The 22,680-nt window shown below is 63.1% G+C and carries 20 protein-coding genes; 9 read left to right on the plus strand and 11 right to left on the minus strand.

Annotated elements, in window-relative coordinates; translation table 11 throughout:
- Positions 1-246: 246 nt before the first annotated feature.
- The 3 genes from H8K20_RS07295 to H8K20_RS07305 all read right to left on the minus strand — a co-directional run bounded on the left by H8K20_RS07295 (position 247) and on the right by H8K20_RS07305 (position 3,322).
- Positions 247-1,026 carry a zinc-ribbon domain-containing protein gene (locus H8K20_RS07295; RefSeq protein WP_186488222.1) on the minus strand — a complete coding sequence of 260 codons (780 nt, stop codon included), beginning with the start codon at positions 1,024-1,026 and terminating at the stop codon, positions 247-249.
- Positions 1,027-1,375: 349 nt separating this feature from the next.
- On the minus strand, positions 1,376-1,894 hold the full coding sequence (locus tag H8K20_RS07300) for a nitroreductase family protein (protein ID WP_105205499.1): 519 nt from the start codon (positions 1,892-1,894) through the stop codon (positions 1,376-1,378).
- Between the two features lie 78 nt (positions 1,895-1,972).
- A complete protein-coding gene (locus tag H8K20_RS07305; RefSeq protein ID WP_341480831.1) occupies positions 1,973-3,322 on the minus strand; it encodes an alanine/glycine:cation symporter family protein in 1,350 nt (449 codons plus the stop codon).
- A gap of 503 nt (positions 3,323-3,825) precedes the next feature.
- On the opposite strand from H8K20_RS07305, the gene H8K20_RS07310 reads away from it, so the two are divergent.
- Entirely contained in the window at positions 3,826-4,236 is a 411-nt protein-coding gene (locus H8K20_RS07310; RefSeq protein ID WP_243206195.1) for a secondary thiamine-phosphate synthase enzyme YjbQ, read from the plus strand.
- A 97-nt stretch (positions 4,237-4,333) separates the two neighbouring features.
- Here the strand turns inward: H8K20_RS07310 and H8K20_RS07315 are convergent, their stop codons facing one another.
- Entirely contained in the window at positions 4,334-4,918 is a 585-nt protein-coding gene (locus tag H8K20_RS07315; protein WP_186487942.1) for a pentapeptide repeat-containing protein, read from the minus strand.
- A gap of 648 nt (positions 4,919-5,566) precedes the next feature.
- Here H8K20_RS07315 and cysK point away from each other — a divergent pair.
- The gene (gene cysK, locus H8K20_RS07320) at positions 5,567-6,520 is read left to right on the plus strand and encodes a cysteine synthase A (RefSeq protein WP_186487943.1); all 954 of its coding nucleotides are present in this window, start codon (positions 5,567-5,569) and stop codon (positions 6,518-6,520) included.
- Positions 6,513-7,421: a serine acetyltransferase domain-containing protein gene (locus H8K20_RS07325; RefSeq protein WP_186487944.1), complete on the plus strand. Its 909-nt coding sequence runs from the start codon at positions 6,513-6,515 to the stop codon at positions 7,419-7,421. The genes cysK and H8K20_RS07325 overlap by 8 nt, the downstream gene beginning before the upstream one ends.
- A 112-nt stretch (positions 7,422-7,533) precedes the next feature.
- Here H8K20_RS07325 and H8K20_RS07330 read toward each other — a convergent pair whose 3' ends face one another.
- The 4 genes from H8K20_RS07330 to H8K20_RS07345 all read right to left on the minus strand — a co-directional run bounded on the left by H8K20_RS07330 (position 7,534) and on the right by H8K20_RS07345 (position 10,705).
- Positions 7,534-8,166 (minus strand): zf-HC2 domain-containing protein, encoded by a 633-nt coding sequence (locus tag H8K20_RS07330; RefSeq protein WP_186487945.1) that lies wholly within the window; start codon positions 8,164-8,166, stop codon positions 7,534-7,536.
- On the minus strand, positions 8,147-8,641 hold the full coding sequence (locus H8K20_RS07335; RefSeq protein WP_186487946.1) for a sigma-70 family RNA polymerase sigma factor: 495 nt from the start codon (positions 8,639-8,641) through the stop codon (positions 8,147-8,149). The genes H8K20_RS07330 and H8K20_RS07335 overlap by 20 nt, the downstream gene beginning before the upstream one ends.
- A gap of 114 nt (positions 8,642-8,755) precedes the next feature.
- Complete coding sequence (locus H8K20_RS07340; RefSeq protein WP_186487947.1) at positions 8,756-10,003, minus strand: MFS transporter; 1,248 nt, start codon at positions 10,001-10,003, stop codon at positions 8,756-8,758.
- A 33-nt stretch (positions 10,004-10,036) separates the two neighbouring features.
- Positions 10,037-10,705 carry a cysteine hydrolase family protein gene (locus tag H8K20_RS07345; RefSeq protein ID WP_154867271.1) on the minus strand — a complete coding sequence of 223 codons (669 nt, stop codon included), beginning with the start codon at positions 10,703-10,705 and terminating at the stop codon, positions 10,037-10,039.
- A gap of 229 nt (positions 10,706-10,934) precedes the next feature.
- Between H8K20_RS07345 and H8K20_RS07350 the strand changes: the two genes are divergently transcribed.
- The 3 genes from H8K20_RS07350 (at position 10,935) to H8K20_RS07360 (ending at position 15,390) form a co-directional block, all read left to right on the plus strand.
- Entirely contained in the window at positions 10,935-11,120 is a 186-nt protein-coding gene (locus H8K20_RS07350; RefSeq protein ID WP_186488238.1) for a hypothetical protein, read from the plus strand.
- 460 nt (positions 11,121-11,580) lie between these two features.
- Positions 11,581-13,866, plus strand: a complete 2,286-nt coding sequence (locus tag H8K20_RS07355) for a bifunctional diguanylate cyclase/phosphodiesterase (protein ID WP_186487948.1) — start codon at positions 11,581-11,583, stop codon at positions 13,864-13,866.
- Positions 13,867-13,998: 132 nt separating this feature from the next.
- Complete coding sequence (locus tag H8K20_RS07360) at positions 13,999-15,390, plus strand: replication-associated recombination protein A (protein ID WP_186487949.1); 1,392 nt, start codon at positions 13,999-14,001, stop codon at positions 15,388-15,390.
- A gap of 627 nt (positions 15,391-16,017) precedes the next feature.
- On the opposite strand, the gene H8K20_RS07365 is transcribed toward H8K20_RS07360, so the two are convergent.
- Positions 16,018-16,377 (minus strand): hypothetical protein, encoded by a 360-nt coding sequence (locus H8K20_RS07365; protein WP_186487950.1) that lies wholly within the window; start codon positions 16,375-16,377, stop codon positions 16,018-16,020.
- A 516-nt stretch (positions 16,378-16,893) separates the two neighbouring features.
- Here H8K20_RS07365 and H8K20_RS07370 point away from each other — a divergent pair.
- Positions 16,894-18,228 carry an MATE family efflux transporter gene (locus H8K20_RS07370; protein WP_105205484.1) on the plus strand — a complete coding sequence of 445 codons (1,335 nt, stop codon included), beginning with the start codon at positions 16,894-16,896 and terminating at the stop codon, positions 18,226-18,228.
- Between the two features lie 80 nt (positions 18,229-18,308).
- Here the strand turns inward: H8K20_RS07370 and H8K20_RS07375 are convergent, their stop codons facing one another.
- Complete coding sequence (locus H8K20_RS07375) at positions 18,309-19,121, minus strand: amidohydrolase family protein (protein WP_186487951.1); 813 nt, start codon at positions 19,119-19,121, stop codon at positions 18,309-18,311.
- A gap of 158 nt (positions 19,122-19,279) precedes the next feature.
- On the opposite strand from H8K20_RS07375, the gene H8K20_RS07380 reads away from it, so the two are divergent.
- A complete protein-coding gene (locus H8K20_RS07380) occupies positions 19,280-20,056 on the plus strand; it encodes a GNAT family N-acetyltransferase (RefSeq protein WP_186487952.1) in 777 nt (258 codons plus the stop codon).
- Between the two features lie 134 nt (positions 20,057-20,190).
- Positions 20,191-21,021, plus strand: a complete 831-nt coding sequence (nudC, locus tag H8K20_RS07385) for an NAD(+) diphosphatase (protein ID WP_186487953.1) — start codon at positions 20,191-20,193, stop codon at positions 21,019-21,021.
- A 245-nt stretch (positions 21,022-21,266) separates the two neighbouring features.
- Here the strand turns inward: nudC and hydF are convergent, their stop codons facing one another.
- A complete protein-coding gene (gene hydF, locus H8K20_RS07390; RefSeq protein ID WP_105205480.1) occupies positions 21,267-22,463 on the minus strand; it encodes a [FeFe] hydrogenase H-cluster maturation GTPase HydF in 1,197 nt (398 codons plus the stop codon).
- Positions 22,464-22,680 lie beyond the last annotated feature (217 nt).

The following is a 22,680-nucleotide window of genomic DNA, read 5'->3' on the forward strand; positions in this document are numbered from 1 at the left end:
GAGAAATTTGTGAACGGCGGTAAATAGCGGGAGCCGAAGCCAGTACCGGGCCGGCCGACGGCGGGGTGGCCGGCTCTCTGGCGCCCGGAAAGCGGCGGGCGACTGCCGCCGGGTACCGGCCAGATGGCGGTGGGGCCCGGCAACATTTGGGGCGCGGGTGGGTGGCTGTCCCGGAGATAAAACAGCAAAAAAAGAGCCGGGCGGCCCAGCGTTAGACGCCGGTGGCCGGGCTCTTTTATTGATATATTACTGGGCCAGCGAGAAGATCACCCGCGGGTTTTGGGCATAGGTGGGGTCCCAATAGTGGAGTTCGCGCTGGGCGGGGTCGCCCTCGTCGAGATCGAACTGGTACTGCAGCAGCACCACCTGCGTCTGGCCGGGGGTGAGCTTTAAGCGCTCGTCTTCGTCCAGCGGCACCGCCTCAGACCGGGCATAGATCGAGCTGCTGATATCGCTGTCCTCGTAGGTGGCAAAATCGCCGCCGCTATAGGCCATCAGGCGTGAGCCCTCGATATAGACGTTCTCGTCGCCGGTGTTCTCTACCTCTAAGAGCACCACCACCGTCTGCTCGTCGGCATCGTCCTTGATGCCGTAGTCGCTGCCGGGCCTTACGTCTTTAAGGGTAAAGGCGAAGTCGCCGAAAAAGGCAGTCTCGTCTTTTTGGTAGACTGTCTCATCGGGCGGCTGCTCGTTGTCGAACCAGTCGCCGGCGTCGCCGGGCTCTATCTGCTGTGACTGGCTGCCGTGGTTGTAGCGGTAGCGGTAGCGGTCGGCCCGGGAGCGGAAAAAGTCTTGCACGTGCGAGGCCAAGCTGGGCGCTGCCGCCGCCCACACGCCAATGATGAGCAGCAGCACCACGCCCCAGGCGGCGGCCAGCGCGATGACCACCGTTTTGGTGGACTTTTTCTTCTGCTGGATCTGGGTGCCTTTTAGAAAGGACCCACAGGCGGGGCAGAAGTTTTGCCCCGGAGCGACAGCCGCCCCGCAGTGGGCGCAGCGCTCGCCGGTATACTGTGTGTTCTGCATGGGGTGTGACCTCCTGACAAAGTGCGGCACCACTGATTGGCACCGCACCGTACATCTCTGTTACTTTAGTGTAGTGTATGCCCCCGCGTTTGTCAACAAGATGTGACCAATATGACAAAACCGTAAGCTGCCGGCGACAGCTGGCGAGCGGGGGTAAAAAAACAGGCGAGAACACACCGATCGCCAACAGAATTGTATATAAATGGTACACCGATCACCCATGCAAAAAATGTGGCAGGCCGGTACACACGCTCGGCCAAAAGTATCGGCGACCGGCAGGCAGAAGAAAAAAGAGCACCGGCTGTTTGCGCCGGTGCTCCCCTTTTTAATTTCTGTCTGCGCGTCGGCGTCAGGCGTAGTGGACGACGCCTTCTCTTCTGGGCTTGGGCTGGGGCAGGTCGCCGGCCGGATAACCCAGCACCGCGATCGCGTACACCCCGTGATCTTGGGGCACTCCAAAGCCGTCGAGCACCGCCCGTACCGCCGGCACGTCAGAGAGCTCTTTGAGCTGGTTGACCCAGCAGCTGCCCAGACCCAGCGCATGGGCCATGAGCATGATGTTTTCCATAGCGCAGCCGGTATCGGCCAGGTGATTGCCGTTTTCTTTTTCGCCCGAGACCAGGATCATGCAGGCCGGCCGGTACAGATCGTACTCCGGCTTTTGCAGTGCCTCGGCCATGACGGCAGCCAGCTTCTGGATCTGCTCTTTTTTCTGTACCACTGTGAATTGCCAGCTCTGTTTGCCCATTCCGCTGGGGGCATAGGTGGCCGCCTGCAGGATGGTCTTTAGCTTTTCGCTCTCGACCGGGGTATCGGCAAAGGCCCGTACACTGCGCCGAGTGAGCATGTTTTGCAGCACTTCGTTCATGATTGACCTCCTCTATCTGGTCTGGCCGGCGGCGCCACAGGCAGGGCCCGGCCGGCAGTCGTCTCGTCTAGATTCATTCTATCGCCGAAAGAAGTCTTTTGTCAATCGAAATACAGTGCCCGAGAGCGCGGCCAGCGCGATGAGGTTGGGTACTGCCATGAGTCCGTTGAGCGTGTCGGCCAGCTGCCACACCCGCTGCAGCTGCACCGTGGCCCCCACCATCACCAGCACCAAAAACAAGATCCGGTAGCTCCACACCGCCCAGCTGCGGCCGCCGCTCAGGTAGCGCAGAGCGCTCTCGCCGTAAAAGCACCAGCCCAACATGGAGGATACGGCAAAAAACAGGATGGAGATGGCGATGAACGGCGGCGCCCAGCTGCCCAGCACCCGGCCAAAGGCGGCGGTAGTCAGGGCGGCGCCGTCGAGCCCGGTATCTAAAGCGCCGGTGCACAGGATCACCAGCGCGGTGAGCGTGCAGCTGACAAAGGTATCGGCAAACACCTCGAACATGCCCCACAGGCCCTGCTGCACCGGACTGGCGGTATCGGCGCTGGCGTGGGCGATGGGGGCCGAGCCCAGGCCGGCCTCGTTGGTGAACACGCCGCGGGCGATGCCAAAGCGCACCGCCCGGCTGGTGAAAAAACCGACCACGCCACCGCCCAGCGCAGCGGCCGAAAAGGCGTCTTTAAAAATGCTGCCCAGCGCCGCCGGCAGCTGCCGCCAGCAGACGGCCAACACCCAGATGGCCGCCCCCATATAAAACAGGCTCATCAGCGGCACCAGTTTTTCGGTAAAGGCGGCGATACGCGAGATGCCGCCCAGCACCACCATGGCCACCACGGCCATCACCGCCACCCCGGTGATGGCCGGGTGCAGGCCAAAGCACTGCTGCAGCGACTGAGCGATGGTGTTGGACTGGGTCATGTTGCCGATGCCAAACGAGGCGCAGGCACACAGCAGGCAAAACAGCACCGGCAGCAGGCGGCTGTGCAGCCCCTTTTTCATGTAGTACATGGGGCCGCCGCGGTAGCCGTCCGGCGTTTTTTCGCGGTAGTGCACGGCCAGCAGCACCTCGGCGTATTTGGTCATCATACCCCCCAGGGCCGATACCCACATCCAAAAAATGGCGCCGGGGCCCCCCAGGGTCATGGCGGTGGCCACCCCGGCGATGTTGCCCACCCCCATCGTGCCGGCCAGCGCGGTGGTCATGGCGCCAAAGGGGCTCACCTGCCTGCGGTCGCGCCCTTTTTTGGCGCCGCCGAACAAGCTGCCTACCGTGTGGCGCAGCATGTAGCCAAAGCGGCGCAGCTGCAGCCCCCGGGTGCCCAAGGTAAAATACAGCCCGATACCGATCATGGCCACCAGCATGGCCGGCCCCCACACAAATCCGTCTACGGCTTTTCCCGCCGCGCGCAGCCACTCTGTCACCTCTGTATCTCCTCCCCTGTTTAAAAGCAGGCGCCGGCCGCCGCGTATCCGCCCGACTGCCGCGCCACCGTTCTGCCACTTTGGCCGCCTGCCGGCCAATACGGCCCGGCCTTACTCTTTTTTTCCGCGCAGACTGCCTAAAAGCTGCCGGCGGTTCTGTCTTTTCCCATCGAGCTACCACTACTGCACCCGGTGAGCAGTGGCGGCGGCCCTTCTAAAAACTGTATGAACCGGCGGCACACGGTATGCCCGCAGCGCAGCACTGTCGCTGCGCCGTCAAATATTTAGCGGCAGCGCTACTTTTATAGCAGCAGTTTCGCCATTTTTTACAGCGGCGAATTGTGCGCATCTCTGGATTTTGGCGGGCAGCAGGCCAAACCGGTTGTGCGGCAACGGCGAATCGTGTACCATATTTGGTGGCAGATAACCGGCACCGGCCACCGGGTCTTTGGGCGGGAGGCCGCGCCGGTACAGACCCCGCTGCAAACAAGGAGGAACAGAAAATGGGCAGACCCATGGTAGTACGCAATCTACAGACTAAAAAAGACGATATCGTCAATATCACCCCCGAGATCAAGGCCATCGTGGCCGAGAGCGGCGTGCAGGAAGGCATTGTAGTGGTGCACATCTCGCACACCACCGCCGCGCTGCTGTGCACCTCACACTGGGACGTGAAGGGCCACATCGAGATCATGCAGGAACTCGACCGGCTGGTGCCCACCCGGGTGAACATGCTGCATCAGGACTCCCCGTCCGACGCCTCCGGCCACGTGAAATCGGCCATCGTGGGCGTGAGCGTAACGGTGCCCATCTCCGGTGGTGAGATGGTGCTCAGCCACTCGCAGGGCATCTTTTTCGCCGAGTTCGACGGCCCCCGCCACCGCTCGTACGACGTAAAGGTCATCGACTGCTAGAGGCCATCCGGCAAATAGATCGAGCGCCGGCCCCACACCAGGGCCGGCGCTCTTTTTTGTCGTGTATCCCGGTCCTGCCGGGCGGGCGGCGAGGCGGTCACTCCACCTCGATCTCCAGTGCCTCCAGCAGGGAGAGCACCTGCGGGTGGGTGAAGCGGGCCCCTTTGAGCTGGCAGCTCATGATATCGACCCGGTAACCCACAGCCCGGCGCAGGTCGGCCCGGCGCAGATCGCATTTGAAAAACTCGGTCTCATCCAGCTGACAGCCGCTCAGATCGCTGCCGGCCAGGCGGCACTCGGCAAACAGCGAGCTGGTGATAGCCGACTCATCAAAGCAAAAGCGATCGAGCTCCATAGCCGTAAAGGTATTGTACTTGAGCCGGCAGCCCCGCAGCGCGGCGATGGGGGCGGCAAAGCGGCCGCTGGGCACCAGGTCCCCCCAGTTTACCCCCAACAGGTCGCAGTTATCAAAGACGGCCTCACGCAGCTGGCTGTAGCGGGCCGTGAGCTCGCGCACCCGGCAGCCGGTAAAGGTACAGTCGGTCAGCTGGCAGTTTTGCAGCTGACAGTTTTCAAAGGTACAGCGCACAAAGGTGCAGTCGGTCCACTCGCAGTCGGCAAAGGTCTCGCCGCTGCAGTGCAGGCCGGTAAGGGTCTTTTCCTGGGCAAAGACGCCGTTCATAGCACATTCCCCCCTATCCGTATTTTTACCAGTGTAGCACAGAAGGCCGGCGGCTGTCACCCCATCTGGCCGCCGGGGATGCCCGGCGCCTTCTGTGTGCAGCTGGCGCACAGTTTAAAGGCCGGGCCCGTCGGCAGCGGCCCCATCCGCCCCGGTGCGGTATCCGCCGGCGAGCTGCCGGTCGCCCCGCCGGGAACTGGTGATCCGGTGGAGCGGCGTACTGCCGGGCTGGTACAACTGCTGCTGTTTTTTGCCCCGCGCCGCCCCGACTTTGGGCAAACCCACGAATATCCACCAAGTCGGTTGACATTTGGACGCACATCCAGCATACTCATACAAAACTAGTAGGAGAAGTGACGGCTATGCTGTATAGACAACATGCCCCTTACCACGGGCGTTACAACTGGGCCTGGCGATGTATGCTGACCGCGCACCACCGCGCGATCGGCCCGACGGGTCACGGCATTTGTGCGGCAGCCGGGGCAGCCCCCCGCTAGCACCGCATCGGGTGTCTATTTCTCGTCTTTTTGCCGCCGCGGCTGTTTTTTGTGCGCATACCTGCCCCCTATAGGGGCACACACTGTAAGCAGAAAACGATCAGCCGGGGCTATTTTTGTGCCCCGACATGCAGAAAGGCAGGAACCAACTGTGAAAAATATCTCTAAAAACATTCTCGAGACCATAGGCAACACCCCGCTGGTGGCGGTGGACCGCTTGGCCGCCGCCAAAGGCGCCGGCGCCCGCGTGCTGGTAAAGGTAGAGAGCCGCAACCCCGGCGGCTCGGTCAAGGACCGGGTGGCGCTGAACATGATCCGCACCTTTCAAAAAGAGGGGCGGCTGCCGGCGGGCACCACGCTCATCGAGCCCACCAGCGGCAACACCGGTATCGGCCTGGCTATGGCCAGCGCCGCGCTGGGGCTGCGGCTCATCATCGTCATGCCCGACACCATGAGCATCGAGCGGCGCAAGCTCATCGCCTTTTACGGCGCCGAGCTGGTGCTGACCCCCGGCGCGCAGGGCATGAACGGCGCGATCGCCAAAGCAAAGGAGCTGCAGCGGCAGATACCGGGGTCGATCATCCCCCAGCAGTTTGAAAATCCGGCCAACCCCGCCGCCCACCTGCAGACCACCGGCGAGGAGATCTGGCGCGACACCGACGGCGAAGTGGACATTTTTGTGGCCGGGGTGGGTACCGGCGGCACCGTCAGCGGCGTTGGCCGCGCGCTGAAGGCCAAAAAGCCCGGCGTGCAGGTGGTGGCCGTTGAGCCCAGCGACTCGCCGGTGCTCTCGGGCGGTAAGCCCGGCCCCCACAAGATCCAGGGCATCGGCGCCGGCTTTATCCCCGGCAACTACGACCGCAGCGCGGTGGACCGGGTGGTGCAGGTGACCGGCGACAGCGCCATGCAGGCCGCCCACGACTTGGCCCGCAGCGAAGGGATACTGGCCGGTATCTCGAGCGGGGCGGCGCTGTATGCGGCGCTAGAGCTGGCTGCCGAGCCGCAGAACGCCGGCAAGACCATCGTGGCGCTGCTGCCGGATACCGGCGAGCGCTACCTCTCGACCCCGCTGTTTGATATAGAGGGGGTGGACCAGGATGACTGACCTGAGAGAAGCTGCACTGCAGGCCGCCGGCGCGCTGGATACCGGCTGCCGGCTGGGGGCCGGTGGTCAGGGCGTGCTCTGTGATGCCATGTCTGCCCTGCCGCAAAAGGCGGCGGTGGTCCAGATCGTCACCGGGCTGCGCCATCTGCTGTTCCCCTGCCTGTACCCCCGGCTGTCGGCGGTGTCGGACCGGCCCGAGAACACGCTGGCCGAGCTGGCCGAAAAGCTATCGGCCCAGATCGCACTGGCGCTGGCGCAACAGGACGGCCGCCCGGCCGCTCAGCTACAGCCGCAGGCCGACGAGCGCACCGCCGCCTTTTTGGCCCAGCTGCCGCAGATCCGCGACACCATCCTCACCGATGTGCAGGCCACCTTTGACGGCGACCCCGCCGCCGAGAGCCAGGCCCAGATCCTCTTGTGCTACCCCGGGATATTCGCCATCTCCATCTACCGATTGGCCCACCAGCTTTACGCGCTGCAGGTGCCGCTGATCCCCCGCATCATGACCGAGTACGCCCACCAGAAGACCGGCATCGACATCCATGCCGGGGCGCAGATCGGACCCTACTTCTGCATCGATCACGGCACCGGCATCGTCATCGGCGAGACCTGCCAGATCGGCACCGGGGTAAAACTGTATCAGGGGGTGACGCTGGGGGCGCTCTCGACCCGCGGCGGGCAGAGCCTGCGGGGCAAAAAGCGCCACCCCACCGTGCAGGACGGGGTGACTATCTACTGCGGCTGCACGATATTGGGCGGCGACACGGTCATTGGCCAAAATGCGGTGATCGGCGGCAACGCCTTTATCACCCGCTCGATCCCCAGTGACGCCAAGGTGCGCATCCAGCCGCCCCAGCTGCACATCCAGAGCCCCGACGACAGCCAGGAGTGGCGCATCTAACACGCCTTTTCCCTATCCGTGACATATACAAGCATGCACCCAAAAAGGCAGACGGTCTTTTCGCCGCCTGCCTTTTTTGCTGTATCACCGACCTTTTTCCCCGGCTGCGGGGTCATTTTTTCCCCACGGCCTCCAGCGTCACCGCATAATCCACCGCAGAACCGGCGGTATCTCCATCCAGATAAATCGCCAGCACATAGCTTCCCTCATCCAGTTGCAGTGTCTGTTCCTCATCCAGTTGGCTGCCGGAAACGGTGTAGTAGGTCTTGTACCCGGTACCGGAGGTCAGCGCCACCCGTATTGCCCCGCTGCTGGCACCGGCCCTGATGCGCAGCCGGTAACGCCCCTTTTTGGGCAATCGGGGATGCATCCCCTCCAGCAGCCCATCCATAATCTGGTCATAGGTGCTGCTGCGCGATATCTGGCAGCTAAAGCTGGCCGCCTCGGCTTCGGCACGGCGGTAAAATACCCACATGGTGCACAAAAGCCCCACCAACACCACCAGCGCCGCCAGCACCGATACCCGCCGCCGAGTATGTCTCCTCGCCAGCTCTTTCAGCTGTCTTTGGGCATCCGCCTCCACCAGCTGCTCGGCCCGATCATCCCCCATCTCGGCCAGCTTGCGGGCGCATTGTGCGCAGCCGGCCAAATGGCTCTCTACCAGCGCTCGACTGCCGCCGCTGCAGGCGCCGTCGGCGTACAGTGGCAGCAAGTCGGCCACCACTTCACAGCTCACTTGATCCATCTCTACTCATCCTCTCCGCTATCTTCTGGCGAGCCCGGTAAAAGGTGACCCGGGCCCAGTTGGGGCTCATTTCAAATATGCGGCCGATGTCCGCAAAGGACAGCTCACCGCAAACGCGCAGATAAAACACCTCCTGATAGGGCTGGGACAGCCGGTGCAGGATGCGGTACACCTCCACTGCACCGTCGCCGTCGCACAGCGACTGTTCCGGCCCCCGACCGGGGTCGGCCATCTCCGGCAGTTGGGCGGCGGTGCTCTCCTGCCGCCGCTGCTGTTCCCGGTAGCAGTTTTTGGCGATACCCCGCAGCCAGGTCGCCACCGTACAGTCGCCGCGAAAACTGCCCATGGCCTGCATCGCCCGACAAAAGGCCTCCTGGGTCAGGTCCTGTGCCTGATGCGGGTCGCGGCACAGCGCCATGCACCAGGCATATACCTGCCGGTAATACCGGGTGTACAGCTCTAAAAAATCCGGCACCTCTTCACCTCCTATACCTGTTGGTGCAAAAATAGATGGTTTCATTACAGCATTTTACAAAAAAATAGCCGGCGGCACACAAGTGGTACCGCCGGCGATAAACGAAATAAGAAACTAGCTCTCTTGCGCGCGGCCGCTCAGCACACGGGTATACACCGCGCCCGAGAACACCGCAAAGATGATACACACCCAAAACGACAGGTCATACCCGCCGCTGACGTCGAAAATGGCGTTGGTGAGGATGGGGGCGATGACCCCACCCACCGAGTTGAAGGCGTTGACGATGGCATACGACGCCTGGTAGCGACGCTGGCCAAAGGCAAAATGGGTGAGGATGGGGATGCCCACCGAGCCAAAAGCGCTGCCCAGCCCCACCCCCAGCATCAGCCCGCCGATGGCCGGGGCGAACCGCGGCAAAAACAGCGACCCCAGGCCGATAACGGTGGCGACACTGCAGATGATGGTGGTCTTTTTGGGGCCCAGACGGTCAAACATCTGCCCCACGATGAGCTTGCCCACTGCCAGCGCCCCCAGCGCCGCCGCCGACAGATTGGCGGCAAAGGTGGCCGAGTAGCCCGCGTCGGAGTAGTGGGGCGCCACGATCTGCACCATCGTATTGCCGCCCACCGCCATTACACAGGCGGCAATGCACACCCCCCAAAAGGCCGGGCGCTTAAAGGGGGCGCCCAGGGCCGGCTGCTCGGGCCGCGCCGGCTGACCGGCCTCGGTCTCGGCACCCAGCGGGGAAAGCCCCATATCGCGCGGGTGCACCTTGATGACAAAAAAGGTGCAGGGCACCAGCAGCACCAGCATGATGACGCCCAGTATCTGGTAGGCGGCACGCCAGCCCAGCTGCTCGATCCACAGCCCGGCCAGTGAGTTGAACAGCATGCCGCCCACGCCGCTGCCCATAAAGGCCAGCCCGATAGCCAGCCCTTTGCGCTCGTAAAACCAGTTGTTGATGATGATCGACAGCGGCAGTATCGTCAGCAGCGTGGAGCTCACCGCCACCACCACCGCCAGCGCGTAATACAGCACCAGGTTTTGGGCAAAGGCGTAGCAGAAGTAGGCCGCGCCCACCACCACGCTGCTTATGCGCATGAGCGCCAGCAGCGAAAACTTTTCGAACAGCTTGCCGGCAAACAGCGACACCGCCACCATACCCACCGACATGATGGTCTGGATCATGGCCGCCTGGGGACGGGTGTAGCCCATGTCCGCACAGATGGGCTTGATGAACACGCTGTTGCAGTTATAAGTGATGCCCATGGCCGCCGCCATCAGCACAAAGGCGGCGCCCACCACCACCCAGCCGTAAAACGGGCCCCGCCGCTTGGGGGCCGGGGCGATCTTTTTCTCCATCTCTTCTCTATCCTCCTTGGGTCGCGCAGCCGATCAGTCGATGTGCCGCACCAGCGTGATGCCACCGGCCAGCAGCGAGGCGCAGGCGGCCGCGTTGGCAAAGTCGCGCCCGTGTACGCCGGGAATGTCGTAGGTGTCGACGCAATCCAGCGGCACCACCACGGCAAGCTCCCGGTCGTTTTGGGTGCAGTAGGTCTTTACCGCCTGGCAGAACTGGTACACGCAGATATCGGTGACACAGCCGCAGACGATGAGCTTTTTGATCTCGTAGGTGTCCAGCAGCTCTTTGATGTACCAGTTGTAAAAGCCGTTGGTGCTGGCTTTCTCCACGATCTGCACGCCCTCGATATCGCGCAGCTCGTCGATGATCTGCTCCTCGCCGCTGCCCCGCACACAGTGGGGCGGAAAGCTGGCAAACTCCGGCGACTGGGGGCCGTGGCAGTCGGTGTACAGCACCGAGAGGATATTCTTCTCCCGGCAGCGGGTGGTGAGCGCCCGCACCGCGGGGATGATGGCCTCTACATAGGGGCTGTACAGCGCGCCGCCTTTGGCAAAGCCGTTGTTCATATCGATGACCGCCAAAACCGTCTCCTGGGGGTCAAAGTCGTCGAGTGCCGCGCTGGGCAGCGCCGCCAGCTGCCCCTGGATGCGCTGGGCGGCGTCGGCAAAGCTGCCGGCAAGATCCATCTTCTGTATGTCCATGACCGGGTCTCCTCCTCAAAAAAATCGTCGCAGGTGCGCACAATTTGTCTAACGTCCCCAGTATAGCGTATCTGCGCCCATAAATCCAGCGCCGGCGGCAATTTGTCACCGGCAAAAATCCGGTGCGGTCACAATATTTTCGCGCCGGCGGGCACACTAAAAACACCGGTAATTTTTATATCCACAGGCCGGGCTCCTGTCCCGGCCGCACACAGCGAGGAGGCACACCATGCAAAACTGTCACCGTCAGGGCGGCCAGAGCCGCCACAGCAAAAAGTCGCCGCGGGCCGGCCAGCTGGGCCCGGATACGATCGCCAACTTTGACGACCACATCGTCACCGATCCCCAGGGCTCGTACACCGGCGTCCCCGCCGACCCCAACGAACGCCCGGTCCAGGACGCCGACGATTTATAACCAGCGATATATCTAAAATTTTTACAGAAAATACGTGTCGTTTAGATATTTACAACAGGCTGCCGGCTGTACTATACTGGAGTTGCTAAAAGACCTGCGCACAGTGTTTTATACTGTTCATTTTACACTGTGGGTATCCTATTTTCCTATTTTCTGTTTTTACGCAAAAAGCCCCTACCGCACGGTGGGGGCTTTTTGTATGTGCCGGGCGGCCGAGCCGCCGCTCGGTCTCTGCTCGCAACCGGCATACAGGGGCCGCGGGGCGAGCCGCCGTGTGCTGCTGCAAGCGCCGCGGGCGGCACGGCGACCGGGCGCAGTGCCGGGGCGCTGTACAACGCACAAAAACAGTCGACTTTTGGCGGCACTGATGCTATACTGTTTTTAAACAGACTATATGCTGGTGTGCACAAAAGCACTCACTGCCCAAACAGTGCCGCTGGCCGTACAGGACGGTGCCTCTATGCAGCCCCGCACGAAAAGCGTTAAAAAAATATACTTCGACGTCGGTCTCACGGTGCTGATCGTCGTTCTTTTTGCTGCCTTTTTTTCGTTTCAGGTGCAAAAAGACTCCCGCGAGCGGGTGCTCACCACGCTGTCCGAGATCTCCAGCCAGAGCGTGGAAGTGATGCAAAAAGAGATCTCCCGCAACAAGACGCTGCTGGTAAATCTGGCCGTGCTGCTGGGACAGGAGGAGACGCTCGACCCGCCCACACTGTTGCAAAAACTCATCCCGGTGGATAAAGAGAACAACTTTAAGCGCATGGGCATCGTGCTGCCCGACCACACCTCCTATTCGACCGACCATAAAGACGTGGTGCTCGACGACGAGGGCTACGCCCGCTTTGCCAGCGCCATGGAAGGGCAGACCTCGGTCACCAACACCGTGCGCGACCTGGTCGATGGCGAGAGCGTCACCGTGTACAGCACACCGCTCACCTTTGCCGACGGCAGCCGCTGCGTGCTGTTTGGCACCTACTCTACTCAGTACTATAAAAATCTGCTGTCGGTCTCCTCTTTTAAGGGGGCCGGCTACTCCTACATCATCCGTCAAAACGGCGACTGCATCAGCGGCTCTACCAACCTTCTCAGCCAGCAGTTCAGCAACTTTTACAGCGCCACCGCCGCCTATTCTCGGCAAAACGAGGAGAAGGTACAGCGGCTGCAGGAGGCGGTGCAAAACGGCGAGCAGGGGGTGATGCTGTTTGACCGGGAGGACGGCACCCAGCGCTACCTGTACTACCAGCCGCTGGAGGTGGGCGACTGGTATCTACTCAGCGTGGTCCCCTCCGAGGTGATCGACAAGTCGATAAACGGCACGCTGGTGCCCACTTACCTGCTGCTTTTGGGCAGCGTGCTGCTGTTTTGCTACCTCATCTGGCGCATCGTCGCCATGTACCGCGGTTACCGCGACCGGGTGGAACAGCTGGTGATGGTCGACGAGGTCACCGGCCAGGGCTCGTTTGCCAAGTTTCGTCTCGACGCCGCGGCGCTGTTTGGCGGCAAAGACCGCACCCCCTATGCGCTGGTGTGCCTCAACGTGAAAAAGTTCCAGTATATAAACGACCTCTACGGCTACGACGAGGGTAACGCCGTGCTGCGCACCGTGGCCGAGTGCATCGGCGAAAACATTGCCGGGGGCGAGTATGCCGCCCGCATGCAGGCCGACCTATTTGTTCTGCTGCTGCACTGCCGCGATGTACAGCTGCTGCAAAACCGGGTGACCGAGCTGCTGCACAAGGTGCAGGCCCGGGCCGACAAGCGCGACGGCGATCTCATCTACCAGGTGCGGCTGCGGGCGGGCGTGTACCCCGTGCAGGACCGTACGCTCACCCTCGAGGGGATGATCGACCGGGCCAAGCTGGCCATGGACCACAGCCGCCAAAACGCCAGCCAGCCCTGCGGCCTGTACGACGGCGCACTGCGCCGGCAGCTGGTGCGGCAGCAGGAGCTCGCCAACCACTTTGACGGGGCGCTGGAGAGCGGCCAGCTGCAGCTGTACTTTCAGCCCAAATACGACCTGCATGCCGGCAGTTTTCACGGGGCCGAGGCGCTGGTGCGCTGGCACTCGCCGCAAAATGGGTGGATCTCGCCCGGCGCGTTCATCCCCGTTTTAGAGCAAAACGGCGGCATCATCGACCTCGACCGCCGAGTGTTCGCCGCGGTGTGCCGGCAGATGCGCCGCTGGCTCGACGCCGGGCTGCAGCCCGGCCCCATCTCGGTCAACGCCTCGCAGCTGCACCTGTACCGGCTCGACTTTGTCGACCGCTATCTGGCGGTGATCGACCGCTATCACCTCCCCCACGACCTGATCCAGATCGAGCTGACCGAGACGGCCCTCTTTGAAAACCGCGACATTCTGGCCCAGAGCCTGGGCCGCTTTCGCCGCCACGGGGTGCAGATCCTCATGGACGACTTCGGCTCCGGCTTCTCGTCGGTGGGGTCGGTCTGTACCATGCCCATCGACGCGGTGAAGATCGATAAGAGCATGGTCGACCACCTGGTCGACGACGAAAAGACCCGGCTCATCCTCAAAAACAGCTTGGCCCTGTTTCGCTCGCTGGGGCTGGCAGTCGTTGTAGAGGGGGTCGAGCAAAAAGACCAGTACGACCTGCTGCACACCATGCAGGCCGACTACATCCAGGGCTACTACTGCGCCCGCCCCATGCCCATGGGCCAATACCAGGCCTGTCTACAAAAGGCGCAGGGCCTGCCGGTCACCGGGCAGGACGAGATCGCCGTGGTCTAATACCCAAAGGCGCGCTACCGGCGCCCGACCCTGCTGGGCCGGGCGCCTTTTTATTTGAGCGCAGCCGCTTGACGGGCGGCGCCGACAGCCCTACAATAAAAACAGATGTTTATTTTTTAAGGGGTGAATTTCATGTCTCAGCAGTCTCTGTTTGACGACCGCCAGCTGCACGACCCGCTGGCCAGCAAGCTGCGCCCGCGCGACCTCGACGAGTACCTGGGCCAAAGGCAGCTGCTGGGGCCGGGCAAGGTGCTGCGGCAGCTCATCGAGCGCGACCAGGTGTGCTCCATGATCTTCTGGGGCCCGCCGGGGGTGGGCAAGACCACGCTGGCGCGCATCATCGCCGCCCGCACCCAGGCCGAGTTCGTCGACTTCAGCGCCGTGACCAGCGGCATCAAAGAGATCCGCACCGTCATGCAGAGCGCCGAGCAGAGCCGCCGCATGGGCGAAAAGACCATCCTCTTCGTCGACGAGATACACCGCTTCAACAAGGCCCAGCAAGACGCTTTTTTGCCATTTGTAGAAAAGGGGAGCATCATCCTCATCGGCGCCACCACCGAAAACCCGTCGTTCGAGATAAACGCCGCGCTGCTGTCGCGGTGCAAGGTGTTCGTGCTCGAGCCGCTGACCGCCGAAGACCTATCCGGCCTGCTGCGCCGGGCGCTGGCCGATGAGCGGGGCTTTGGCCGCCAGAATATCGAGATCAGCGACGACTGCATCTCCGCCATCGCCCAGTTTGCAAACGGCGACGCACGGGTGGCCCTCAACACATTGGAGATGGCGGTGCTCAACGGCCAGCGCACCCAGGATAAAACGGTCGTCACCCCGCAGAGCCTGGGCCAATGTATCGGCAAAAAGTCGCTGCTGTACGACAAAAACGGCGAGGAGCACTACAACCTCATCTCGGCCCTGCACAAGTCGATGCGCAACAGCGACGTGCAAGCGGCGGTGTACTGGCTGGCCCGCATGCTGGAGGCCGGCGAGGACCCGCTGTACGTGGCCCGGCGGCTGGTGCGCTTTGCCAGCGAGGATGTGGGTATGGCCGACAGCCGCGCGCTGGAAGTCACGGTGGCCGCCTACCAGGCCTGCCACTTTATCGGCATGCCCGAGTGCAGCGTCCACCTGACCCATGCGGTGACCTATCTGTCTCTGGCACCCAAGTCAAACGCCCTGTATACGGCCTACGAGTCGGCCAAAAAAGACGCGCTGCAGCGGCTGGCGCAACCGGTACCGCTGCAGATACGCAACGCCCCCACCGGCCTGATGAAAGACCTGGGCTACGGCGCCGGCTACCAGTACGCCCACGACAGCGCCGCCAAGCTCACCGACATGCAGTGCCTGCCCGACGACCTGCAGGGGCGGCAGTACTACCGCCCCACCGACCAGGGCAGCGAAAAAAAGGTAGCACAGCGCATGGAGCAGATCGCCCAGTGGCACAGCGCCCACCTGCCGGCTGCCACGCGGGCCGAGCATGGGGCGGCCTCCGCCCCCGGTAGCACCCCCGAGAGCCCGCCCGAACAGTAGCCCGGCAGCACCGATCCGCCCCGCTGCCGCCCAGGAGATGCGTCTGTGCGCCACCGGCCCGGCGGTATCACCCGAACCTGTCTGGCGGGAGCCGCCGCTGTTTTCGCCCCCGTTTACAGCAGCATATCTGCTGTATGGTGTAAACGGCAGCGGCCAGACCTCCGTCAGCTTGGCCGCTGCCGCGCTCATTGCCGCTGTGCCACGTGCTGCCGCTGCCGTGGCGGTGCGATGATGGGCGGCCGGTATCGCGGCGGCGCGCCGGTCCTCGCTATCCATCGGTGAGGTGCGTTTTCGGCAGCTGGTATCTTTACCCGCCTGCACCAATAAGACGGCCGGTCTGACGCCGTTTTGGGCAGCGCCTGTACACTGCCGGCGGGGCTTTTGCCCCGACAGCCGTCCGCCGGTATCGCCGCCAAACTCTGATTGCTGGCGGCAGCTTTCCAGTGATCGGTGCGGCGTTCTGGGACCCAAATGATCCGCAAACGGCCCCGGCGGTGCCGGTGCCAAGCGCTGCTCGGGGCACAACAGGCAAAATCAAACAGAGGACCGCGCAGCCGATCGGCTGTGTAGTCCTCTGTTTTTCTCTCTGCCGGCACTGGGCCGGTGAGGTCTGGCGCCCGGGGCCCGCTATACCTCCTCGATATTCTGGGTGTAACGCCGGGCCAACAGGTGGCTGCCCAGCGCCACCAGCACCGCCAGTCCAAACACCATCCACTGCCAGATCGCGTCCTCGGTAAACAGGGCGGTGATGCCGTAAGCCAAGCCGCCCCAAAAGGCGCTGAACACCGCCGACACCAGCCAAAACCCCACCCGCGTGTGCCACACGGCCACGATGACCACCGTAATACTGATGGCGATGAGCAGGCAAAAAGCGGTGTGCAGCGCAGTGAACTGCGACAGCGCCAAGGTGAGCACCAGCACGCTCACCAGCATATCCCACACCAAAATGTTGGTGTCGGAGCTGTGATAGACCTGTATCTTGTTCACCACGACCCCTCCTTTATCCTATAAATCTACACCTTTTGCTCTATTTTATCACAGGACCCGCCTTCTCGTCTACAGTGGGTACACCGGCGTTCCTCTCCCAAAAAGGCCCGGCCACCGCTGCTCCTACCGTGCAGCTGCGCCCAAGACCCGGCCGCACACCAACCACACATCAGCGCGCGGCCGCCAGCGGGCCGACCTATCGCGCACCGTCGGCGACTGTCAGCCTGCTGTCGCCGGGCGTCTGCCGGTGCCGGGCCATTACTCGCTGTCCCGCCCCAGGCTCGTTACACCCGTTTCACCGGCCCGGCAGCCCCCCACCAGGCACCAACAGAGAGCTCCACCGGTCCGTCTGCGGCGGCAGCTTCACCTCGCCCCCAGCCGCGCAGCTCCTCCTTCGTCGGCTGCACGCCGCTCCCGCATGCAGTTAGCAATTGACAACTCCGCCATGACCGCGTACAATGTGTACAGAAACACCTATAGAAACGGGAGATCTCTCGTAAAAAAGGGGAGACGCGTATGCACAGCGATATGACCACCGGCCCCGCGCGCAGGACCATCCTGCTGTTCTCGCTGCCCATTATGGGGGCCAGCTTGCTGCAGGTGCTCTACAATCTGGTCGACAGCATCATCGTGGGCAACTTCGTCAGCTCGTCAGCGCTGGGGGCAGTGGGGCTCACCGCCCCTATGGCTTGGCTGCTGGGCGCGGTGGGCACCGGTCTGGGCTCGGGCACCTGTATCGCTATCTCCCAGTATTTTGGCGCCCGCCGCCAGCGCGAGATGCGCGAAGTCATCACCGCCGCCTATCTGCTGGCCGCAGCCGCCGGTATCGCCGTTACGCTGCTCTGTGCGCTCACCGCCAAGCCGCTCATCTGGGGCTTTATGAAAACGCCGGCGGCCATGCGGCAAAACAGCTTGGGCTACTACCTGGTCTACTGCGGCGGGCTCATCTTTCAGCTGCTGTATAACGTCACCTACGGGGCGCTGCGGGCCTATGGCAACTCCAAGGGGGCGCTGCTGTTTTTGCTCATCTCGGCCGTGCTCAACGTCGCGCTCGACTGCCTGTTCGTCATCGCTCTGCACTGGGGGGTGGTGGGGGCGGCAGCGGCCACCGTCATCTCGCAGGCCGGTTCGGCTGTCGCCAGCATCCTCTACCTGCGCCGCCTGTTCCCCGACCTGCTGCCCGGCCGGCTTTTTTTGCGCAGCTGGCGGCGGCGGTCGTGGCAGCTCACCCGCCTGAGCGTGCCCATCATGTTTCAGGGCATGGTCAGCTCGATGGGCTTTATCGTGTTGCAGCGGCTGGTCAACTCCTTCGGCACCGCCAGCATCGAGGGCTTCTCGGCCCTGCAGCGCATCGAACAGCTGGCCCATATTCCCTCCGAGAGCTTTAGTGCCGCCATGGCCAGCTTTGTGGGGCAAAATATCGGTGCCGGTCAGGTCGATCGGGCCAAAAAGGGCTATCGCGTCACCGTGCAGATGGGCGTTTGCATCAGTGCGGTACTGGCGGTGCTCATCATCCTGCTCGACCGCAGACTGCTCTGCATGTTCGGCATCAGCGGCCAGGCTCTGCTGCGGGGCAAAGAACACCTCGATTTGCTCATGCTCTTTATCTGGGTCAGTACCATCTCCACCATCACCTGCGGCTTTTTGCAGGGCGCCGGCGACGTAAAGGTCCCCGCCGCATCGGGATTTATCAGCCTGGGCATCCGGCTGGCGCTCTCCTTTGCGCTGGCCGGCACCGCCGTGGGTTTTCGCTGCTATTACGTCAGTATGCCGCCGGCCTGGGTCATCGCCTGCCTGTTCGTGGTGTGGCGCTACCGCTCCGGCCGCTGGAAACGGTTTAAGATCACCTGACGGCCAACGGCAAAAAAGTGGGCGGCGCTCTCTATCGCGCCGCCCACTTTTTTCGCCCGCCCGGGTCCTGTGCCGCCGCTCTACAGCCCCAGTGCCCAGATGCGGTTGGCATTTTCAAAAAACACCTGTTCCTGCGCCCGCTCGGGAATGAGGTAGCGGATGAGATCGATGTAATCCGACAGGTTCACCAGCGGCCAGTCGGTGCCGAACATCAGCTGGCTGTAGTCGCCCACATACCCCGTCCAGGTGCGCAGCTGCTGCAGGTAGCCGCTGTACTGGTCGGCAAAATCGCCCAGCGAAAAGCGCCCCACCGCCCAGCCCGAGAGATCGGCCGCCACGTTGGGGTTTTTGGCCACTACCTCAGCCGCGTCGGTCAGCCAGGGGTTGCCAAAGTGGCACATCACAAACTGCACCTTGGGCCAGCGCACCGCCGCCTCGTCTAAAGTCAACGGGTGGGCGTACTTTAAAATAGCCGTCTCCATCGAGGTGTCGCCGGTGTGGATGGCCACCGGCTTTTGGTACTTCTGGGCCAACCTGTAAAACGGGTCGTACACCTTGTCGAACACATAGTAGTAGCTGTAGCCCGGGTACAACTTGATGCCCACACAGTTTTGGCGCTGCAGATGCGCCTCTACCAGGTCGGCGCAGTCGGGCAGGCGGCCGTCGGCAAAGCAGCTGCTGTCCAGGCCGATGCAGTAGTGCAAAAAGTCGGGGTAACAGTGCTCCTGCAGCGACAGCCCGCCGTTGCCCATCACCACCCCGCCGACAATGCCCAGCTGCCGGTATACCTGCCGCAGGTGTTCTTCCGAGTTCTCGTGTCCCGCGTCGCGGGCGATCTGGTCAAAATAGGGGCTGTTTTGATAGTCGTGCATGTGCGCGTCGATGATCTTCAATTCGCGCCACCTCCCTCGTCTTATCGTTTATAACCCCTTCAGTTTACTGCAAAACCCGCCGCCTTACAAGTGCCCGTCGGCGCCACTTTATTCCCCACCTGTTTCGTGCTACAATAGGTGTATACGCCCGCCCACCAGCTTTTAGGGGAGGTATTTCTGTGACCCAACAGGAGCTGCTCAACACGGCTTTGTACCAGTCGGCCACTGAACTGGGCTGCCGCCCGGAGGACCTTGTCAGCGGGCAAAACACGGTGGTGCGCTCCCGGCCCCATCCCCGGGCGCGGCGCTACCTGCAGCTGCCCTTTTACTGCCAGCTGGTCTCTTACGGCGGCGGCATCGTCGCCTCGGTCGACCCGGCGGTAGAGCAGCCGGTGCGCCAGTACATAAACAGCTGCCCGCCCGAGCACTGCTTTGAGACGCCGCAGCTGCACCGGCTCACCCAACTGCTGGCGCCCCGCGGCCAGCTGCCCTGTTTTATGGCCGCATACTTTTTGCCGCAGCTCTCGGCCTCAGCCCCGGCCGGGTGCCCCTACCCGGTGCGGCTGCTGACAGCTGCACAGTTGGCGCCGCTGCACGGCGGCCGCTGGCCCAACGCACTGTGCGACGCCAGGCGGGAGCTCGACGTGCTGGCCGTCGGCGCCTATGACGGCCCCCATCTCATCGGTCTGGCCGGCTGCTCGGCCGACTGCGACACGATGTGGCAGATCGGCATCGACGTGCAGCCCGGCTACCGGCGAAGAGGTGTCGCCGCCGCGCTGACCCACCTGCTGTCGCAGGAGATCCTGTCCCGCGGCAAGGTGCCTTTTTACTGCGCCGCCTGGTCCAACATCCCCTCGGTAAAAAATGCGCTGCGGGCCGGTTTTGGCCCCGCCTGGGTCGAGCTCACCGCCCGCCCCACCGGCGACACGCTGGCCATGGCCCAGCCGCCGCTGTAAGCCGTCTGTCCGCGCCCCGCCGCGCGCTCAGGCCCGAGCCTTGCCTGCAGGCAAGCGGTATTCTCTTTGCCACCGATGCCGTACCGGCCCCGCGCGGGCTCTTTTAAACTGTTACAGGAAAAGAGGCCTTCTTCATGCTCCAGGATATCTACCCCCACGTCTTCTGCAACGACTTTGTGCGCCGCGACCCCGTCCCCGGCGACATTGCGCTGTTTTTTCCCGCCCCCGACCAGGTGCTGCTCAAGTCCGGCGAAAACGGGCTCACCCTGCCCACCTTCGCCGACTTTTCCCCCGTCGCCGCGCAGGGGGCCGACCATCTGTTCGATATCGACGATCAGGGCGTCTACCTCCTCGCCAAGCCCGGTGTGTACAGCGGTGCGCTGAGCGCCTGCTCCACCCTGCAGTTTCGCACCCTGCAGCCGGGGCACCTGGCCTTTGCCGGCATCACCGCTGGCCAGCTGTACCGGTGGAAGCACAGCCACCGCTTTTGCGGCAGCTGTGGCAGCCCCATGCGCGGCGGCGATTGGGAGCGCTGTATGGTGTGCCCCAACTGCCACCAGGTAGAGTACCCCAAGATCTCCCCCGCCGTCATCACCGCCATCACCGACGGCGACCGTCTGCTGATGGTCAAAAACGACCGCAGCAGCTATCCAAACTGGGCGCTGGTGGCCGGATTTGTCGAGTTCGGCGAGACATTCGAACAGACCGTCGCCCGCGAGGCCAGAGAAGAGGTGGGCCTCTCCGTCAAAGACATCCGCTATATCGGCAGCCAGCCCTGGCCCTTCTCCGAGACCGAGATGGTCGGTTTCGTCGCCCACCTCGACGGGCCCGATGTGATCACCCTGCAGGAGGAGGAGCTCACCGATGCCCGCTGGTTTGCCCGCGCCGATATTCCCCCCAGCACCTCCGACATCTCTATCGGCAACCGGCTCATCGAGCTGTTTCGCGCCGGCGAGCTGGACTAGCGCCGCCGGGCGCATCTCCCCGGCGGCGGCCACCGCTACCCGGTCGGGAGGGGGGCTTTCCCCCAACACGGTATTTTTTACCGCGAAAGGCGGCGGCATCCGGCGCACCTCAGCGGTGCTCTGCCCCCCACAGGTCCGGCAGCGCCGCCAGCACCACCATAAAAAAGAGAGAGGACCGGCCCCGGCGGGCAGCGGTCCTCTCTCTTTTTTTGTCGGCGCCGTGCAGCCGGTAGGCCGCGCGCCGGTCAGTAGCAGATCTTATCCAAAATACCGGCCAGCGCCGCCAGCGCCACCCCGTAATTGGTGATGGGCACTTTTTGCTCTCTCGCCTGGCGGATGCGCTCCAGCACCAGCCGCCGATTGAACATGCAGGCGCCGCAGTGCAGCACCAGATCGTAGCCGGTCAGGTCTTCGGGGAAGTCGCCCCCGCGCACAAAGTCTACCGCCAGCCCCTGGCCCGCCTTTTGCCGCAGCATGCGGGGCAGCTTTTCGCGGCCGATATCCTCGGCCAGCGGGGCGTGGGCGCAGGCCTCGGCAATGAGTACCCGGCTCTTCTCCGTCAGCGCCTCAATGGCGGCCGCCCCCTCAACAAAGGTGTTTATATCCCCTTTGTAGCCGGCCATCAGCACCGAGAACGAGGTCAGCCGGCTCTCGGGCGGCTTTTTCTGGTACACCAGCGGAAACACCTGTGAGTCGGTGATGATCAGGTCCGGCGGGGCGGCCATCGCCGCCAGCGCCGCGTCCAGCAGGTCTGCGGTGGCGCTCACGATCACGCAGCCCCGGTCCAGCAGGTCGCGGGTCACCTGTACCTGGGGCAGTATCAGCCGCCCCTTGGGTGCCTGGATATCCTGGGGCATCACCAGCAGCACCCGGTCGCCGGGCTCCACCAGCTCACCGGTGATGCTGGGCTGCTCGTAGTCCTCGGGCAGCACGCGAATGATCTGCTGGCGCAGCTGCGAGATGCCCGCCCCGGTGCCGGCGCTCACCAGCACCGGCGACAGGCCCAGCTCTTTTTTGGCCCGGGCCGCCTCTTGGGCGGGGCCGCCCATGGCGATATCGGCCTTGTTGAGCACCGGGATCACCGGGATGCCGTGCCCCAGCAGCTTTTCCAGCCACGCCTTTTCCAGCGCCAGGTCCTGCCCGGGGGCAAATACCAGCAGCGCCACGTCGGTCTTTAAGGCGGCCTTCTCGGTCTCCTGTACCCGCAGCTGGCCCAGCTCTCCCTCATCGTCGAAACCGGCAGTATCGATGAGCACGCAGGGCCCCAGCCCGTGTATCTCCATCGATTTGTACACCGCGTCGGCGGTGGTGCCCGCCACCTCCGAGACGATAGCGTGCTGCTGCCCGGTTATGGCGTTGAGCAGTGAGGACTTGCCGGCGTTGCGGCGGCCAAAAATGCCGATATGCAGCCGGTTGGCCCGGGGTGTATCCTGCAAACTCATGCTTATCCCTCATTTCTCGCGCGCTTTTTTCTGTATTTTGCCGCGTGTGGTCCGCCGCTCGGCAGCGGCCCTTATGTCTATTTAGTATACTCCACCGGCGGGCAGTTTGTACAGTGTCGTTTGTCGCCAAATTTCGGGCATTCTGTAAATTTTGTCAGCGCACAGGCGCCAAAAAAGGCGCCTGACCCGTCGGGGCCAGCGCCTCTTTTGATGTCGT

Origin of the sequence: Neobittarella massiliensis (ex Bilen et al. 2018), from assembly GCF_014269355.1 — a bacterium.
Lineage (GTDB): Bacteria > Bacillota > Clostridia > Oscillospirales > Ruminococcaceae > Neobittarella > Neobittarella massiliensis.